This is a genomic window from Paracoccus versutus (genome assembly GCF_029909795.1).
In the GTDB taxonomy this organism is placed as follows: Bacteria; Pseudomonadota; Alphaproteobacteria; order Rhodobacterales; family Rhodobacteraceae; genus Paracoccus; species Paracoccus versutus.
In genome coordinates this window covers 432,407-448,503 of sequence record NZ_CP038197.1, presented here as the reverse complement: position 1 = coordinate 448,503, position 16,097 = coordinate 432,407, and the positions used below count along the sequence as shown (strand labels likewise).

Genomic DNA, 16,097 nt, shown 5'->3' with positions numbered 1-16,097 from the left:
CTTGGGGCGGGCTGCGGACATTGCAAGGAGAATGGCTTATGGGTGCAAGGATCATCGACGGGCGGGGCTTTGCGGCCGGGGTGCGGGCGCGTGTTGCCGAGGCTGTGGACCGGCTGCGGTCTGCGCACGGGTTGGTGCCCGGGCTTGCGGTTGTTCTGGTGGGCGAGGATCCTGCGAGCCAGGTCTATGTCAGGAACAAGGCGGTCCAGACGCGCGAGGCGGGGATGGCGAGCTTCGAGCACCGGCTTGCGGCCGAGACGCCGCAGGCGGCGCTGCTGGCGCTGGTCGCGCGGCTCAATGCCGACCCGGCCGTGCACGGCATCCTGGTGCAGCTGCCGCTGCCCGCGCATATGGACGCCGGGGCGGTGATCGCCGCCATCGACCCGCGAAAGGACGTGGACGGGTTCCATGCGCTGAACGTGGGGCTGCTGGGGACCGGGCAGAAGGCGCTGGTGCCCTGCACGCCCTCGGGCTGCCTGATGCTCTTGCGCGAGACGCTCGGGGATCTGTCGGGGCTGGAGGCGGTGGTGGTGGGGCGCAGCAACATCGTGGGCAAGCCGATGGCGCAGCTCTTGCTGGCCGAGAACTGCACGGTGACCATCGCCCACAGCCGCACCCGCGAGCTGGCGGCGGTCTGCCGGCGGGCCGACATCCTGGTGGCGGCGGTGGGCCGGGCGCGGATGATCCGGGGCGAGTGGATCAAGCCCGGCGCCACGGTGATCGACGTGGGCATCAACCGCATCGAGGAGGAGGGCCGGTCGCGGCTGGTCGGCGACGTGGACTTCGCGGGCGCGGCGCAGGTGGCGGGCGCGATCACCCCGGTGCCGGGGGGCGTGGGGCCGATGACCATCGCCTGCCTGCTGGCCAATACGCTGGTGGCCTGCTGCCGGGCGCATGGCCTGCCCGAGCCGGACCCGGGCCGGGCCGAAGGCGCGGCGGCCTGAGGGATGGCGCGGGACGGCGGGGGGCGCTGCCCCCCCGCTCCTGCGGCCCCTCGAGGGGGCCGCAGGAGCGTCCCCCCGGGATATTTGCACACGGAAGAAACCAGGGCGCTTGCCCTTTCAGTGGAGAGCCAGATGAAGAAATACACGCTGACGGTCGCCTGCCCCTCGACGCGCGGCATCGTCGCCACCGTGGCCGGCTTTCTGGCCGAGCATGGCTGCAACATCACCGACAGTTCGCAGTTCGACGATACCGAGACCGGGCGCTTCTTCATGCGGGTGAGCTTCGTCTCGGAGGAGGGCGTGGGGCTGGAGGCGCTGCGTGCGGGCCTGGCCGGCCCGGCCGAGCCCTTCGCCATGGACTACGCCATCCATGACGAGGCCGAGAAGATGAAGGTGGTGATCATGGTCAGCCGCTTCGGCCATTGCCTGAACGACCTTCTCTATCGCTGGCGCATCGGCGCGCTGCCGATCGAGATCGTGGCGGTGATCTCGAACCACATGGACTACCAGAAGGTGGTGGTGAACCACGACATCCCCTTCCACTGCATCAAGGTCACGCGCGAGAACAAGCCGCAGGCCGAGGCGCAGCTGATGGCGGTGGTCGAGGATTCGGGGGCCGAGCTGGTGGTGCTGGCGCGCTACATGCAGGTGCTGTCGGATGCATTGTGCAAGAAGATGTCGGGGCGGATCATCAACATCCACCATTCCTTCCTGCCGAGCTTCAAGGGCGCCAACCCCTACAAGCAGGCCTTCGAGCGCGGGGTGAAGCTGATCGGGGCGACCAGCCATTACGTGACCGCCGACCTCGACGAGGGCCCGATCATCGAGCAGGACACCGTCCGGGTCACCCATGCGCAATCGCCCGAGGACTACGTCAGCCTCGGCCGCGACGTCGAAAGCCAGGTCCTGGCCCGCGCCATCCACGCCCATATCCACCGCCGGGTGTTCCTCAACGGCAACAAGACCGTGGTCTTTCCCGCCTCGCCAGGAAGCTACGCATCCGAAAGAATGGGGTGAAACAGCGCCCCCCACCCCCAGCCCCCGCCCCGGTCTTCCGTGGACAAATATCCCCGCCGGAGGCAAGCAGCGGGGAAACCGGCGAAGGCCTTGCCCGCCTGTTCCCGTGCCGCGTCCCAACCTGCCATCGCTTCGCTTCCGAAGCACCGCCGTCAAGCTCATACCCAATCGTGATGACCACGGAATCTACGGTTTCCGTCCGAGGTGCCGAGGGAGGGCAAGGGGCTCCTTTGCGGACAGGCAACGGATCCTGCGCCCGGCGGCGGAGAAGATCGGCGCGGCATGGGGTCCAGCCCGCAGCGATGGCCCGGATGAGTTCGGGGTCAGCATGGCCCTGCGCGATCGGCACGACCGCTCCCTGCGTGGCGGATTGGCCGCGACGCCCCGAAGCTCATGCGCCTTGCCGGCGACAAGCCTGGGGCAAGGCTCTCGACAACCGGCCGTTCCGACGGGCGGCTCTAGGTCGCCATCGTTTCCCTTGCGCGCTGGACCAGCCCGCGCAGGTCGTCGAGGCTGTATTCGCCGAAAGCGCCTTCATCGCCGGCGACGAAGGTGGGGGTGCCGATCAGCCCCATGTGCTCGGCCAGCATATGGCTCATGGCGATGTGACGCTCGACCGGCTTGGCTGCCATGTCGCGCTCCAGCCGTGCGGTATCGAGGCCGATGTCGCGGGCGGCGCGCATCGTGGCGGCCTCGGTCACTCGCCCCCTGGTGCGGAACAGCGCGGTATGGAACTGCCAATACCGCCCCTGTTGCAACGAGGCCAGCGAGGCCCGTGCCGCGAAATCCGAATCCTCGCCGAAGACCGGCCATTCGCGAAACACCACCCGCAGCTTCGGGTCCGAGGTGATCAGCCGGTGCATCGGCTCGACCATCTTGCGGCAGAAGGGGCAGTTGTAGTCGAAGAACTCGGACAGGGTGATGTCGCCCTGCGGGTTGCCCAGAACCGGGGCGGTCGGGTCGCGTTCCAGCGACTGGCGCAGCGCCTCGGGCATCGGGTTGGCGCGCTCTTGCGCCAGGCCCGTGCGGGGCAGGACCGGCAGGGCCAGCAGGCTCGCGCCCGCAAGGACGAGGTGACGGCGTTGCATGATCTCTCCTTCATGGTTCCGCCCCCGGCGGGTGCGCCGGGAAGCGATGGCGGCGGGGATGTCCCGCCCTTTGTAGACCATCCTGCTCAGGACGTCCGCCGCGCCTCGGCGATGGCCCCGCGCAGGCGGGCCTCGTCCAGCGCGCCGGGATAAATTCTCTCTCCGATGATGAAGGCCGGCGTGCCGCGCAGCCCCAGCGCCGCCGCCTGCGCCGAGTTGCGCGCCAGCAGCCCGTCCCATTTGTCGCGCTCGGCGCGATAGGCGGCCAGCGCCGCGCCGGTGTCGATGCCGCCGTCGCCCAGCACCTGCCGGATCCGATCCTCGGAGAGCCTGGCTTCGGTCGCCATCAGCGCCTTGTGGGCCTGCGCGTAATCGCCCATCGACGCTGCCCCGAGGACCAGCTGGCTGGCCAGGACCGAGGGCGCGCCGAAGATCGGCCAGTCCTTCATCATCAGCCGGATGTCGCCGTCCTCGCCGACCACGCGGGTCAGCATCGAATGGCCCATCTTGCAATAGGGGCATTGGTAGTCGAAATATTCGACGATGGTCAGCGTGCCCGCGGGGTTGCCCAGGACCGGGTTGTCGGGGTCGTGCAGCACGTCGTCGGCGGTCATCTCGGCCGCGGCGGTGCCGCTGGCGCCGTTCCCGCCTCCCCTGCTCCGGGTCAGCAGGACGGCTCCTCCGGCAAGGCCCGCCAGGCCAAGGCCGGCTGTTCCGGCCAGGACGTGACGTCGGGTGATGCTCATGTCGTTCCTCCTGTCTGAACGGGGCCGGCAGCCAGCGCATCCGCGGGCGCGGGTTGCGGCAAGGGCTGGCCCGGCGGCACCGTGCCCTTGCCGGATTCCGCCTCGCTCAGCACGACGACCTTGGTCATGCTGCCGGTCTGTCCGGCCAGGTGGATGATGTCCTGGTTGAACAGCCGGATGCAGCCCGCCGAGGTCGCCTGCCCGATCGAGGCCGGGTCCATGGTGCCGTGGATGCGGTAATAGGTATCGCCCCGGCCGTTGTGCAGATAGAGCGCGCGGGCGCCCATCGGGTTGTCGATGCCGCCTTCCAGCCCCTTTTCCACCGGGCCGTAAAGCTCGGGCTGGGTCGCGACCATGTTGTCGGTGGGCTTCCAGCTTGGCCAATCGCGCTGATAGGGGATATGCGCCTCGCCGGTGAAGCCATAGCCGGCCGCGCCCACGGCGACGGCATAGCGCATCGCCTGGTTGCCGGGCCGGACCTGGTAGAGATAGCGGGCATGGGGATCGACGATGATCGTGCCGGGCTTTTCGTCGGTCCAGTAGTCCACGACCTGCCGCGCCTTGTCCTCGGCCAGCAGTCGCGGCGAGACGGCGGGGATGTGGTGGCCGTTATCCTCCATCGCGCCATACATGGCCGCCAGTTCGGGGCGGATGGCAGGCGTCGGTTCGGCGGGCGGCTCGGTCGAGGCGCAGGCGGCCAGGGCCAGAAGCATCGCGCCCGCCCATGCGGCATGTCCTCTCATCGCGAATCTCCTGTCGCCTGCGCGATCATCCGGGCGAGGGCGGCGCGCGAGATCTCGCCCGTCTGCGCCGCGACCAGCCGTCCCTTGGCGTCGAAGACCAGCGTCGAGGGCAGGCCGACCGCGCCCAGCACCCCCATCAGCCGGCCATGCGGATCGCGGATCATGCCTTCGCGGGGCAGGTTCTCGTCTCGCAGGAACGCCATGATCCGGGCCGCTTCCTCGCCCTGGTTGGCAAAGACGAACTCGACGCCGGGCATATTCGCAGCCAGGTCGGTCATCATCGGCATCTCGCGCCGGCAGGGCGGGCACCAGGTCGCCCAGAGGTTCAGAACCACCGGCCAGTCGCGTCCGCCCAGGTGCACGCCGCGCCCGTCCAGCGCGATCAGCTGCATGTCGGGGATGGTGACGGAAGGGCGCGGCAACGCGGCGATGACGGCCTGATGCCCGGCCAGCGCCGCCGCGCCACCCAGGACCAGCGGCAGGGCTGCGCCCCGCACCCGGCGCAGCAGCGCCAGCGACAGGACGGCGATGCCCCCGGCCCAGCCGGCAGCGGGCAGGAAACCGCCTTGCCAGAGCTTGAGCGCGTCCAGCGGATGCGCGGCGAATGCAGGCCAGTTGGCGATGACGAAGCCCACGCGCGCACCGACGATCCAGGCCAGCACGGCGATGCCGGCCCATCGGCCCGCGTCGCCTTTTTGCAGCCGCGCCGCGATCTCGATTACCGCGAAGAACAGCAGCAACGCCACGACTGCGGCGAAACGCGCGCCGTCGAAGACCAGCGGGCCGATCGAGATCGCGTTCATCGGGCCACCTTCCCGATCGAGGCCAGCAGCGCGCCGCTGTCCATTGCGCCGACCAGGCGGCTGCCCGCGGCCTCGGCGCGGCTGGCGTCGAGAAAGACCATGGTCGGCGGCCCGGCGGCGGCCAGATCCCGCATCAGCGCCTGCGCCTCGGCGTCGAAGGTGCTGACATCCAGCTTGATCGCCGCCAGACCGGCCAGCGCGGCATGAACCGCCGGATCGGCCAGCGGACCGCGCTCGATGGCGCGACAGGTCACGCACCAGTCGGCGGTGACGTAAAGCAGCGCCGGCCTGTCGCCCGCTGAGGTCAGCGCCTGATCCAGCCCGGCCCGCGTCGTGACCTCGGCGAATTGCGCCTCGGCCTGCGTCTGTATGGGGGCAGCACCGCCCACCAGCGGCGCCAGCGGGCGCAGCGGATCCTGCCCGCCAAGCGCCGCGCCGAGGCCCTGCACCAGACCGGCGAACAGCAGCAGGATGCCGAGCGCCGCGCCAAGGCGGCGGTTGCGGCGCGCGTCACCCTCCAACCGGTCCAGTGCGCCGAGGAAGACCGCCGTACCCACGAGCAAGACCGCCCAGAGCGCCAGCGTGACCGGCCCCGGCAGCTCCCGCCCCGCCAGCCAGATCGCGAAGCCCAGGAAGATCACCCCGAAGGCGCGCTTGGCACCCTCCATCCAGCCGCCGCTGCCGGGCAGGATGCGCGGGCCGAAAATCCCGATGGCCAGCAGCGGCAACCCCTGCCCCAGCCCCAGCGCGAACAGCGCCGCCGCGCCCAGCATCACCTCGCCGGTCTGCGCGATATAAAGCAGCGCCCCGGCCAGCGGCGCGGTCACGCAGGGCCCGACGATCAGCGCCGAGGTGAACCCCAGCAGCATCGCCCCGCCGACCGAGCCGCGGCGGCCGCCGATACGGCCCAGGCGGGCTTGCAGCGCCTGCGGCAGCTGCAGGTCGTAAAACCCGAACATCGACAGGGCCAGCGCCACGAAAAGCGCCGCGACGACCGCGGTGGCGGCGGGCGATTGCAGCACCGCCTGAAGGTTCGCCCCCGACCATGCCGCGGCAACGCCCAAGCTGCCGAAGGCCGCCGCCATCGCCAGCACATAGGCCCCGGCCAGCATGAGCCCGCGGCGGGCCGTCAGGCTCTCTCCTTGCCCGGCCAGCATGCCGGCAACGATGGGGAACATGGGAAAGACGCAGGGGGTAAAGGCCAGCAGCAGGCCGAAGCCCAGGAAACCGGCGATCACCAGCGCCCCGCCGCCGCGCGCGGCCAGGCCCTGCACCAGCCCCTGATCCTGCGCCAGGGTCAGCCCGCCATCAGAAACCGCCACGCCATCCGCGGGCCGCGGGCTCCAGCCCGAGCCGCCGGCACCCTTATCCGCCAGCACCCTGCCCTCCGCATCCAGCCGCACGCTTTGCGGCGCATAGCAGATGCCGTCCTGCTGGCAACCCTGCCAGCGCAGGGTGACGGGCTGGCCCGCGCGTTCCAGCCGCGCCTCGACCGCACCGCGATAGATCTGGCCCGCGCCGAAATAGGGATCGTCATGGCTCTCGCCCTCGGGCAGGGACAGCGGCAGGCTGCGATCTCCCGCCTCTGCCGCGAAGCCGCTGCGATAGAGGTAATAGCCCTCGGCGATGCGCCAGTTCAGCACCAGCGCGCCATCCTCGGCCGGGCTGACGCTCAGCGCAAAGGCGTCCTGGGGTTGCAGGGGCCGGGCCTGCGCCGCCGCCGGAAAACCGGCGAGCAGCAGCGGCAGCGCGGCCATCAGGAAAGCAAACAATCTCGTCATCATGCCGGGCTGGCTAGGGACGCGACCTTAAGCCCAGCTTAAGCTCCGCCGACGAAAGCGTGATCGTCAAGCCAAGGGAGAACGCCATGCGCCTGCTGATCGTCGAGGACGACCCGGTCCTATCCGATGGGCTTACCGTCGGGCTGGGGCTTTCGGGCTTCAATGCCGATGCGGTCGGCACCCTTGCCGATGCCCGCGCGGCGCTGGCGGGCGGCGGTTTCGCGGGCGTGGTCCTGGACATCATGCTGCCCGACGGCTCGGGGCTGGAGCTGCTGGCCGAATTGCGACGGGCGGGCGAACGGCTGCCGGTGCTGCTGCTGACCGCCCGCGACCGGGTGCGCGACCGGGTCCTGGGGCTGGACGCGGGGGCGGACGACTACCTGGGCAAGCCCTTCGACCTCGATGAACTCGCCGCCCGGCTGCGCGCCATGCTGCGCCGGCAGGAAGGCCGCGCGGCGGCGGTGATCGAGTGGAACGGGCTCAGCCTCGACCCCGCCACACAGGCCGGGCGGATCGGCGGGCGCGAGCTGCGCTTTTCGCGCCGAGAATTCACCATCCTGCACGCCCTGGCCGAGCATCCGGGCCGCATCCTGTCCAAGACCCAGCTGGAAGAGCGGCTTTACGGCTGGCAGGAGGATGTCGAAAGCAACACGGTCGAGGTCCATGTCCACCACCTGCGCGCCAAGCTGGGCCGGGCGTTCATCGAAACCGTCCGCGGCGCGGGATACCGGCTGGCGGCGGCAGGGAAAGGGCAGCGGACATGATCTCGATCCGCAGGCGGCTGCTGACCATCCTGCTGCTGGCGACCGGCGCGATCTGGCTGTCGGCCGTCATCTGGATCCAGCATTCGACCCGCACCGAGGTCGGCCATGTGCTGGACCGGCGCCTGCAGGAATCGGCGCAGATGGTCGCCTCGCTGATCCGCCGGGGCGGCGGCATCGCCGGGCCGGAGGCGGCGGCGCTGGCCGAGGCCGCCCCGGCCCTGGCCGAGACCGGGCGCGGTTTCGCCCGCCAGCTGATCTGCCAGGTCTGGGGCTTCGACGGCCAGCTGAAAAGCCAATCCGACGGCGCGCCCGCGGGGCGGCTGGCCCGGCAGGAAGGCTTCAGCGAGCGCGCGGTCGATGGCGAGGTCTGGCGCGTCTATACCCATGTCGACCGGGATCTGGGCATCCGCGTCATGGTCGGCGATGCGCGGTCCATGCGCGACCGGCTGGTGCATGGCGTGGCGATGGGGCTTCTGGCCCCGGCCATGCTGGTCCTGCCGCTGCTGGCGGCGCTGATCTGGCTGGCGGTGCGCAGCGGGCTTGCGCCGCTGGACCGGCTGGCGCAGGCGCTGTCGCGCCGCCCCGCGACCGACCTGAGCCCGCTGGGAGAGACCCGCGCGCCCGCCGAACTGCGCCCGATGATCGAGGCGCTGAACGGCCTCTTCCACCGGGTCGAGGGGCTGCGCGAGCGCGAGCGCAGCTTTACCGCCTTTGCCGCGCATGAGCTGAAGACGCCACTGGCCGGGCTGAAGACCCAGGCGCAGGTCGCGACGCTGGCCCCCGATGCCGCGACGCGCGACCGGGCGCTGGCGCAGATCGCGCAAGGCGTCGACCGCACCGACCGCATGGTGCGCCAGCTTCTGGACATGACCGCGGCCGAGAATGCCGTCGACGGCACGGCTCCGGCCGAGGACGGCGCAAGGATCCTTGCCGATGTGGCCGGCGAACTGGCCGGGCTGGCGCAGGCCCGCGGCGTCGCGCTGCGGCTGGAAACCGGCACCGCCTGGCGCAGCACGCAGGCGGCGCTGCTGGCGCCGGCGCTGCGCAACCTGCTGGAGAATGCGATCCTCGCCTCGCCCAAGGGGGCGAGCGTCGAGGCGCGGCTGACGCGCGAGGGCGAGAGGATCCGCTTCAGCGTGCTGGACCGCGGCCCCGGCATCGCCGAGGCCGACCGCCCCCATATCACCGAGCGCTTCTACCGCGGCGCGGCCAGCCCTTCGGGCGGCGGCAGCGGGCTGGGCCTCGCCATCGTCGCGGCGGCTGTCGAGGCGTTGGGGGGCGAGCTGCGCCTGTCGCCGCGCAAGGGCGGCGGCGAGCAGGCCGAAATCATCCTGCCCGCCGCGCCTGCTTGAGCCTCCCACGCCCTCCAGAGCGACATCCCCTGCTTGAGGCGCTGCGCGAAAGCTCCGAAAGCCGCGGTTGACCGGCAAGCGGGCCGTCGCGGGGCGGTTCCTGGTCCCGCCGGCCGTCCGGCGGGGCCATCCGCGGCGCATCACCATCGCGAAGGTCGAAGGCCCGGCCCTCGCGGCGAAGTCACGCCCCTGCCCGCGTCAGCTTCTCGATCTCATCCGCGCCCAGCGTCAGCGCCGCGGCCTTGGCGAAGCTTTCGACCTGCGCCACCGTCGTCGCGCTGGCGATCGGCGCGGTCACGCCGGGCTGCGCCATCAGCCAGGCCAGCGCCACCTCGGCGGGCTTCGCACCATGGGCGCCGGCGACCTCGTCCAGCGCGGCAAGGATCGCCATGCCCCTGGGCGTCAGGTATTTCCCGACCCCGCCGCCGCGGGCGGATCGGCCCAGGTCGGCCGCCGAGCGGTATTTCCCCGACAGGAACCCGGCGGCGAGGCTGTAATAGGTCACGACGCCGATCCCCTCGGCCAGGCAGAGATCGCGCAGCCGCCCCTCGAACCCGTCGCGGTCATAGAGATTGTATCCGGGCTGCAGCACCTGGTAGCCCGGCAGGCCGGCATCCCGCGCGGCCCTGAGCGACTCCCCAAGCTGCGCCGCATCGACATTGGACACGCCGATGGCGCGGATCTTGCCGGCCTGCCGCAGCTTGTCGAAGGCCCCCAGCGTTTCCTGATAGCTGGTGCCGAGCGGGTCGGGCCAATGCGCGAAGTAAAGGTCGATGGCCTCGATCCCCAGCCGCTGCAGCGAGGCGTCGCAGGCGGGCAGGATATGCGCCTCGGTCAAGCCGCCCTCGTGCGGGGCGCCGGTGATCGAGCCGACCTTGGTGAAGATCGTCACCCGGTCGCGCATGCCGGGGCGGGCCTTCAGCCAGTTGCCGATGATCGTCTCGGATTCGCCGCCCCTGTTGCCGGGCGCCCAGGCGGAATAGCAATCCGCCGTGTCGATGGCATCGAAGCCGTGATCGACGAAAGCGTCCAGCACGGCGAAGCTCTGCGCCTCGTCGATGGTCCAGCCGAAGACATTGCCGCCGAAGACCAGCGGCATGATCCTCAGCCCGCTCCTGCCCAGATCGCGACGTTCCATGGGGGCCTCCATCCGATGTTGGTTCCGAAGGCCAGTTCCACCACGTCCGCGTGCCGGCGGCAAGCGCGGCAGGAAGGCCGGCAGCTTTCATGCAGGCCTTCGCAAGGGGCTAGTCGCCCCTGGGCAACGGCGACAGCCGGCCCATGGGTCGCGATGGCGCCGGATCACGCCGGCGCCATCCCAAGTCCCCGTCAGTGCGACCGCCCGTGGACGATGCCGTTGGGCCGATCACCGACCGGGATCGTCCGAATGACCGTGCCGCTTGCCGCCTCGATCACCGAGATGCTGTCCTCGGCGGTGTTGGTCACGAAGACATGCGCCCCATCGGCCGAGGCCGACACGCCATGGGCGCCCTTGCCGGCGGTGACGGTCCGCACCACCCGGCCGGTCGCCGTGTCGATCATCGAGACGGTGTCGTTCGGCTCTGCCTCGCTGCCCTGGTTGGCCACGTAGACCCAGCGGCCGTCCGCGGTCGCCAGGACCTGGATCGGACCCGGCCCCACATCCACCTTGCCGGTGACCTGGCGGGACCGGGTGTCGATGACCGCCACCCGGTTCTCGTCGCGAAGCGAGACATAGACCTGGTCGCCCGAAGGCGTGAAGCCGACCTGAACCGGCCCGGCGCCGACCGGAATGCGGGCGAGTTCGGCCAGCCCGGCCGTATCGATCACGGACACCGACCCGTCCCGGACATTGGCGACGTAGAGCTGCGCCTCGTCCGGGCTGAGCCGCAGGCCGTGCGGATAGCCGCCCGTCGCGATGCGCGCGACCACCTCGGCCCGCGCCAGATCGACCACGGCGATCGCGTCGCCGCCGGCCAGGGACACATAGGCGCGCCCCAGCCGGTCGGCGACCACATGGGCCGGATGCGGCCCCACCGCGACCGCCGCCACCGGCGCCGCAAGGTCTTGCGGATCAATCATGACCAGCAGCCCTTCGCCTGCGTCTGCGCCAACGCCCGCGCCATGCCCGTGGCCCTGCGATCCGTGGTCGCCCTGGGCCGCGGGATCGCCGACTGCCAGCAGCAGCCCGCCGTCCGGCGTCAGATCGACGTTATGCGGGGCGATGGGAAGCGAGACCGTGGCGGCCGCCCCGGTGCCCAGGTCGACGGCGCTGATGGAATTGCCGCCTTCGTTGGCGGAATAGACGGCGCCCCCCAGAGGCGCGGCGGCGGCCGCTTCCCCGCCTGCCCTGGCCTCCAGCCAGGCTTGCATCTCGGCAATCTCGCGTTCCTGCGCCTCGATGATCTGGGCGGCCCATGCCTGCGTCTGCGGATCGTCCCCGTATTGCCGGACGATCCGGGCCATGTCGATCGCACCCTGATGGTGCGGGATCATGCCCTGGACAAAGGCCAGGTCGGGGTCATCGGCCATGATCCCCTCCATCATCGGCCCATGCATGTCGTTCATCGCCGCGACATTGGCCTTGGTGAAATCGGGAAGGTCGGCGGCGGCGGGCGACACCGCGGTCTGGGGCGCCTGCCCGATTTGCGCCGGGGGGTTCCCGGAGTGGTGGGCGTCATGCCCGGCTTGCGCCAGGGCAAGGCCGGGCAGCCCGGCCAGCAGCCCGACGGAAAGGGCGATTGCGGCTTGTCTCATTGTTGTCATCCTTTGGCAGCGCGGAACCGGCGCCGCCTTGGGGCGCGGGATTCCGCCTTCGTCGATTGGACCGGCAGAGGGGGGACGCCCTCTGCCATGCGCGATTCAGGCAGTCGCAATCGGACGTGGCGGCCTCAGGATGCCCGCGGGGATGCGCCCCTGGCGATCCGGCCCTCTGACGCCAAGGTTGCCGTTTTCCGGCGAGGGCGGCAGGGCCTGGGTTTCGGGAAGGATGGCAGCGGCCAAGCAGGCCTGGCAGCAATCGAACAGGCCCGGTCCGGCCGGGTCGGGATCGCAATGATCGGCGGCAGCCCCGTCGCCCGGTCCATGGGCATGCGGGCAAGGCTGCGCCATTGCCGCGGCGGCGACGTCATGATGCAGGGAATACCCGTGCGGACCGGCATGCGCCACCGGCAGCAAAAGGACGCCGCCCAAGGCCAGCAGCAGCAGCGCGACCGACAGAAGGCGCAACCGGAACGCCGCCCGCAGGCGCGGGCCGGAACAGGATCGGGGCGGTCTGGTCACGGGGCGGGCGATCATGGCGGCCTTCGATCAGATCTCCTTGGCGCCGTGGAAGCGGGCATAGGTCTTGCGGCCCGAGGCGTCGAACAGCAGCACGTCGTAGGATTCGGGCTCGGTGCCGGGCAGGTCCATGCCGGGCGAGCCGGCGGGCATTCCCGGCGCGGCAAGGCCGATGGCCTGCGGCCGCTCGGCCAGAAGGCGGCGGATGGCCGTTGCCGGGACATGGCCCTCGATCACATAGCCCGCGACCTCGGCCGTGTGGCAAGAGGCCAGGTCGGGCGGCACGCCCAGCCGTTCCTTGAGGGCGAAGACCTCGTCCGAGTTCACCGCGCGGACCGGAAAGCCGGCGGCGCGCATGTGGTCGATCCAGCCGCCGCAGCAGCCGCAACCGGGATCCTTGGTCACTGTCACCAGCGGCAGCGTTTCGGCCCGCAGCCGGCCAGGCAGGGCGAACGCCAGGGGAAGGACGGCCGCGGCCATCAGGACGGCGCGCCGGCTCAGGGTGTGATTTCGCATCGTCAAACCTCGCTTGCGGATGGCATTCTTCCGCCATGCCGCGCGGGACGCCAGCCACGATAAGGTGAACGGGCGCCCGCATTCCGCGGCATGGTGTCGCGAGCGCCCTGGGGCCGGCGGCTCCGCCCGATCCCCAGGGCCTGGGGCCGGCGCGGCCGGAGGGGCGCGCGGCCGCCGCCGTCATTCGCCTGCGCCGGCCTGGGCCATCGCTTCCAGCAGTTCGGTGCCGTTCTTGCCGGCGGCATCCATCTCGGCCGCCCATTCCTGCGCCGCCTTCAGCAGCCGCTCGCGCCATAGCTGGACCTCGGCCTCGGGCAGTTCCGACACGGTCAGCTCGCCGCTGGCGATCAGGCTTTGGCGGATGTTCTCGTCATCCTCGTCCGTCCAGGCGCAAAAGCTCTGCTGCACGGGAAGGCCGGCCGCGGTGATCGCCTGCTGCACGTCCTCGGGCAAGGCCGCAAACCGGCTTTCGCTCATCCCGACGAACCAGCTGGAGACGCCGAACTTCACCCCGCCGACCTCATGCCTCAGCTTGCCGCCAAGCTTGTAGGCGTTGGTGCTGGAATAGGGGAAAAGCGCCCCGTCGACGGTTCCGCGCGACACGGAATCGTAAAGCTCCGACGCGGTGATGCTGATCGGGATGCTGCCCACGGCCCGCAGCGCCCTGGGCAGGGCGGAGCCCGCGGCATAGATCTTGAGCCCGCCCGCGTCGCCAAGCGAGGCGACCGGCTTCGATGACGTCATGTAGCGCTGCGGCGCCGTGGTCATCGCAAACACCACCCGCAGGCCCTGCGCGCCATATTCGGCCGCATCCAGGGCGCCGCCGGGCCTTGCCAGTTCCCAATATTTCTCGGCCGCCTCGCAGGTGGTGTCGTAGAAGCTGGAGAACTCGGTCACGCCGGTCAGCGGGAACTTGTCGGGCGCGTAAAGCGGCACGATCATCGCCATGTCGGCGATCCCCGAGCGCAGCAGCCCATAGGCATCCCGGCCCAGCTGGTTGGCGGGATAGACCTCGAACTGCACGCGCCCGTCGGTCGCCTCGGTGATGGAATCGAGCATCTTCTTGATGCCCAGTTCCCAGGAATAATGGGTCTCGGGCAAGGGATGCGCCACTTTCAGCGTGATCGTCTCTTGCGCCACGGCGGGGGTGCCGCCCAGGGCAAGGGCCATCGCCGCGACGCGAAAGGCGGGGAAAACAACCGATCTCATTCATTCCTCCCTATGAGCTGGTCTTGTGGTCAAGCGAGCGCAGCACGGAAAAGCCGCTTGCGCGCTCGATGATCTTGCCCGCAGCCAGCAGGACGTCCTCGCGGAACCACCGCGCGACCAGCTGGACGCCGACCGGAATGCCATCCGCCAGGCCGGTCGGCACCGCCAGGCCCGGCAGGCCGAGCGTGGCCACCGTGGTCAGGCAGGACAGGTCGCGGATCATTTCGCGATAGCGCTCGGGCGTGTGCTGGTCCTCGTCCAGCGGAATGCGGTGGCGCCACGAGACGGGGGTCAGCATCAGGTCATGATCGGCAAGATGCAGCGACCAGGCGCGCGCGATGGCAAGCTTGCGCTGGTAGGCGGCAAGCGCCTCGTCGGTGTCGCGCGGCGCCGACATCTGCAGGATGTTGTCGAACACCTTGCGGGCCATGCGGTCCCCGGTCTTGTCGATGCCGGCCTGCGCCCGCCGGCTGTCGTCGACGGCCATGCGGTTGCGCATCTCTTCCAGCTCGTCGAAATGCGGCGGCATCCCCTCTTCGACGATGCAGCCCGCCTCGCTCAACGCCGCCGCCGCCTGGTCCAGCGCCGCCGCCACCGCCGGGTCGGCGCCGCGGTCCCCCCAGCGGCGGAACAGCGACACCCGCAGGGGCGCGGGGATCGCCTGCTCCAGGGGCGCCGGAACCCATTGCGGATCGCGCGGATCGGGCTGGCCGAAGACCGCCAGCGCCAGTTGCGCATCGCGCACCGTGCGCGTGATCGGCCCCCAGACCGAGGTCAGCTGGTTGGTCAGGTTCCGCTCGGCCCTTTCGCTGGCGTTGCGGACCGCGACCCGCCCGGCCGTCGGCCGCAGGCCCACGACGCCGCAGGACCAGGACGGCAGCCGGATGGAACCGCCCCGGTCGCTGGCGACATGGATCGGCCCCAGCCCCAGCGCCGCAGCCGCGGCCGCCCCGCCGCTGGAGCCGCCCGCCGAGGCGGTCGCGTCGAAGGGATTCAGCGTCCGGCCGTAAAGCTCGTTATCGGTGAAGCCGCGCATCGAGAAGCACGGCGCATTGCTTTTCCCGATATAGATCGCACCGGCGCGGCGCAGGTGGCCGACAGCCGGGGCATCCTCGGCCGCCAGGTTGTCGCGCATCGCCGCCGAGCCGAAATCGGTGATCTTGCCGGCCACGTCGGTATCCAGCTTGACGGTAAAGGGAACCCCGTGCAACGGCCCCGCCGGCCCATCCTGGGCCAGCCGCCGGTCGGCGTCGCGGGCCATGGCGCGGGCCTCGTCGGCCTCGACCGAGGTCAGGGCGTTATGGGCCGCGTTCACCTCTTGCACCCGGTCCAGGACCGAATCGACGGCCTCGGCGCAAGAGATTTCGCGCCGGCGTATCCGGTCGGACAGTTCAGCCGCATCCATCATCCAGAATGGAAGCATGAATCACTCCTCCGCTGTGGCTAAGCGATGCAAACGCATTGCAGGATCGACGAGATCGCAGAGGGGTGGCCGGTTCCTCCGCGATGTCCTGACTTCTTTCGGCGCCCTTGCGCCATCCCAGGCATCATCTACGGCGGTCAGGCTATTGCCCGGCCCCGGTCTCTTCAATTTCCTTTTCCGAAAGCCGCGATTTTGCAGGACAGAATTCGGCTTGGCCGCATGGGTGCGGGCCAGCTCGACATGGCCGATGTCGATGCCGCGCAATGCCGCCATGGGCGTCGACATGGACCGGCACCAAAACGGCGGCGAAGATGATGAAGATCTTGCGCCCGCCGGATCCGGGGCCGCCAGCCGATCAGCGCCGAAAGTCCCGTCCTGGGGACGCCCCTGGATATGGCGCTGCGACCAGCGCCGCGGGCCGGTTCGGCAACAGCCCGGCCGCCCCGCCCCGCC

15 protein-coding genes are annotated in these 16,097 nt (G+C 70.5%); 4 read left to right on the top strand and 11 right to left on the bottom strand.

The window, feature by feature from the left end; genetic code table 11:
- The first annotated feature begins 38 nt into the window (after nt 1-38).
- Nucleotides 39-944, top strand: coding sequence for a bifunctional methylenetetrahydrofolate dehydrogenase/methenyltetrahydrofolate cyclohydrolase FolD (gene folD / locus E3U25_RS13230; protein ID WP_116222725.1), 906 nt, complete (start codon nt 39-41; stop codon nt 942-944).
- Nucleotides 945-1,076: 132 nt separating this feature from the next.
- Nucleotides 1,077-1,961, top strand: coding sequence for a formyltetrahydrofolate deformylase (gene purU, locus E3U25_RS13225; RefSeq protein WP_116220436.1), 885 nt, complete (start codon nt 1,077-1,079; stop codon nt 1,959-1,961).
- A gap of 458 nt (nt 1,962-2,419) precedes the next feature.
- Here the strand turns inward: purU and E3U25_RS13220 are convergent, their stop codons facing one another.
- From E3U25_RS13220 to dsbD, 5 genes are all read right to left on the bottom strand, one after another.
- The gene (locus tag E3U25_RS13220; RefSeq protein WP_116222861.1) at nt 2,420-3,049 is read right to left on the bottom strand and encodes a DsbA family protein; all 630 of its coding nucleotides are present in this window, start codon (nt 3,047-3,049) and stop codon (nt 2,420-2,422) included.
- A gap of 86 nt (nt 3,050-3,135) precedes the next feature.
- Nucleotides 3,136-3,795: a DsbA family protein gene (locus E3U25_RS13215; protein WP_116222724.1), complete on the bottom strand. Its 660-nt coding sequence runs from the start codon at nt 3,793-3,795 to the stop codon at nt 3,136-3,138.
- Complete coding sequence (locus E3U25_RS13210; protein ID WP_116222723.1) at nt 3,792-4,538, bottom strand: L,D-transpeptidase; 747 nt, start codon at nt 4,536-4,538, stop codon at nt 3,792-3,794. Before E3U25_RS13210 ends, E3U25_RS13215 begins: the two co-directional genes overlap by 4 nt.
- A complete protein-coding gene (locus E3U25_RS13205) occupies nt 4,535-5,341 on the bottom strand; it encodes a TlpA disulfide reductase family protein (RefSeq protein WP_116222722.1) in 807 nt (268 codons plus the stop codon). Before E3U25_RS13205 ends, E3U25_RS13210 begins: the two co-directional genes overlap by 4 nt.
- Entirely contained in the window at nt 5,338-7,122 is a 1,785-nt protein-coding gene (gene dsbD / locus E3U25_RS13200; RefSeq protein WP_244295340.1) for a protein-disulfide reductase DsbD, read from the bottom strand. The genes E3U25_RS13205 and dsbD overlap by 4 nt, the downstream gene beginning before the upstream one ends.
- Before the next feature lie 86 nt (nt 7,123-7,208).
- Here dsbD and E3U25_RS13195 point away from each other — a divergent pair, with 86 nt between their 5' ends.
- Nucleotides 7,209-7,886 (top strand): winged helix-turn-helix domain-containing protein, encoded by a 678-nt coding sequence (locus tag E3U25_RS13195; RefSeq protein ID WP_116222720.1) that lies wholly within the window; start codon nt 7,209-7,211, stop codon nt 7,884-7,886.
- Entirely contained in the window at nt 7,883-9,238 is a 1,356-nt protein-coding gene (locus tag E3U25_RS13190; RefSeq protein WP_116222719.1) for an ATP-binding protein, read from the top strand. The genes E3U25_RS13195 and E3U25_RS13190 overlap by 4 nt, the downstream gene beginning before the upstream one ends.
- Before the next feature lie 181 nt (nt 9,239-9,419).
- On the opposite strand, the gene E3U25_RS13185 is transcribed toward E3U25_RS13190, so the two are convergent.
- From E3U25_RS13185 to E3U25_RS13160, 6 genes are all read right to left on the bottom strand, one after another.
- Entirely contained in the window at nt 9,420-10,376 is a 957-nt protein-coding gene (locus E3U25_RS13185) for an aldo/keto reductase (RefSeq protein ID WP_116222860.1), read from the bottom strand.
- Nucleotides 10,377-10,567: 191 nt separating this feature from the next.
- Nucleotides 10,568-11,974 carry a CopM family metallochaperone gene (gene copM, locus E3U25_RS13180; protein WP_244295297.1) on the bottom strand — a complete coding sequence of 469 codons (1,407 nt, stop codon included), beginning with the start codon at nt 11,972-11,974 and terminating at the stop codon, nt 10,568-10,570.
- A 552-nt stretch (nt 11,975-12,526) separates the two neighbouring features.
- The gene (locus tag E3U25_RS13175; RefSeq protein WP_072462587.1) at nt 12,527-13,012 is read right to left on the bottom strand and encodes a DUF411 domain-containing protein; all 486 of its coding nucleotides are present in this window, start codon (nt 13,010-13,012) and stop codon (nt 12,527-12,529) included.
- Between the two features lie 180 nt (nt 13,013-13,192).
- Nucleotides 13,193-14,221: a type 2 periplasmic-binding domain-containing protein gene (locus tag E3U25_RS13170; protein ID WP_116222716.1), complete on the bottom strand. Its 1,029-nt coding sequence runs from the start codon at nt 14,219-14,221 to the stop codon at nt 13,193-13,195.
- Nucleotides 14,222-14,231: 10 nt separating this feature from the next.
- Nucleotides 14,232-15,644 carry an amidase gene (locus tag E3U25_RS13165; protein ID WP_116222715.1) on the bottom strand — a complete coding sequence of 471 codons (1,413 nt, stop codon included), beginning with the start codon at nt 15,642-15,644 and terminating at the stop codon, nt 14,232-14,234.
- A 3-nt stretch (nt 15,645-15,647) separates the two neighbouring features.
- Nucleotides 15,648-15,929, bottom strand: a complete 282-nt coding sequence (locus tag E3U25_RS13160) for a hypothetical protein (RefSeq protein ID WP_139293995.1) — start codon at nt 15,927-15,929, stop codon at nt 15,648-15,650.
- Nucleotides 15,930-16,097 lie beyond the last annotated feature (168 nt).

Bases quoted from the DNA above. Each gene is read 5' to 3' on its own strand.
- E3U25_RS13190 (WP_116222719.1), top strand. From the start codon at position 7,883: ATGATCTCGATCCGCAGGCGGCTGCTGACCATCCTGCTGCTGGCGACC.
- E3U25_RS13170 (WP_116222716.1), bottom strand. From the start codon at position 14,221: ATGAGATCGGTTGTTTTCCCCGCCTTTCGCGTCGCGGCGATGGCCCTT.
- E3U25_RS13220 (WP_116222861.1), bottom strand. From the start codon at position 3,049: ATGCAACGCCGTCACCTCGTCCTTGCGGGCGCGAGCCTGCTGGCCCTG.
- E3U25_RS13215 (WP_116222724.1), bottom strand. From the start codon at position 3,795: ATGAGCATCACCCGACGTCACGTCCTGGCCGGAACAGCCGGCCTTGGC.
- copM (WP_244295297.1), bottom strand. From the start codon at position 11,974: ATGAGACAAGCCGCAATCGCCCTTTCCGTCGGGCTGCTGGCCGGGCTG.
- purU (WP_116220436.1), top strand. From the start codon at position 1,077: ATGAAGAAATACACGCTGACGGTCGCCTGCCCCTCGACGCGCGGCATC.
- folD (WP_116222725.1), top strand. From the start codon at position 39: ATGGGTGCAAGGATCATCGACGGGCGGGGCTTTGCGGCCGGGGTGCGG.
- E3U25_RS13205 (WP_116222722.1), bottom strand. From the start codon at position 5,341: ATGAACGCGATCTCGATCGGCCCGCTGGTCTTCGACGGCGCGCGTTTC.
- E3U25_RS13175 (WP_072462587.1), bottom strand. From the start codon at position 13,012: ATGCGAAATCACACCCTGAGCCGGCGCGCCGTCCTGATGGCCGCGGCC.
- E3U25_RS13160 (WP_139293995.1), bottom strand. From the start codon at position 15,929: ATGTCGACGCCCATGGCGGCATTGCGCGGCATCGACATCGGCCATGTC.
- E3U25_RS13195 (WP_116222720.1), top strand. From the start codon at position 7,209: ATGCGCCTGCTGATCGTCGAGGACGACCCGGTCCTATCCGATGGGCTT.
- E3U25_RS13165 (WP_116222715.1), bottom strand. From the start codon at position 15,644: ATGCTTCCATTCTGGATGATGGATGCGGCTGAACTGTCCGACCGGATA.
- E3U25_RS13210 (WP_116222723.1), bottom strand. From the start codon at position 4,538: ATGAGAGGACATGCCGCATGGGCGGGCGCGATGCTTCTGGCCCTGGCC.
- E3U25_RS13185 (WP_116222860.1), bottom strand. From the start codon at position 10,376: ATGGAACGTCGCGATCTGGGCAGGAGCGGGCTGAGGATCATGCCGCTG.
- dsbD (WP_244295340.1), bottom strand. From the start codon at position 7,122: ATGACGAGATTGTTTGCTTTCCTGATGGCCGCGCTGCCGCTGCTGCTC.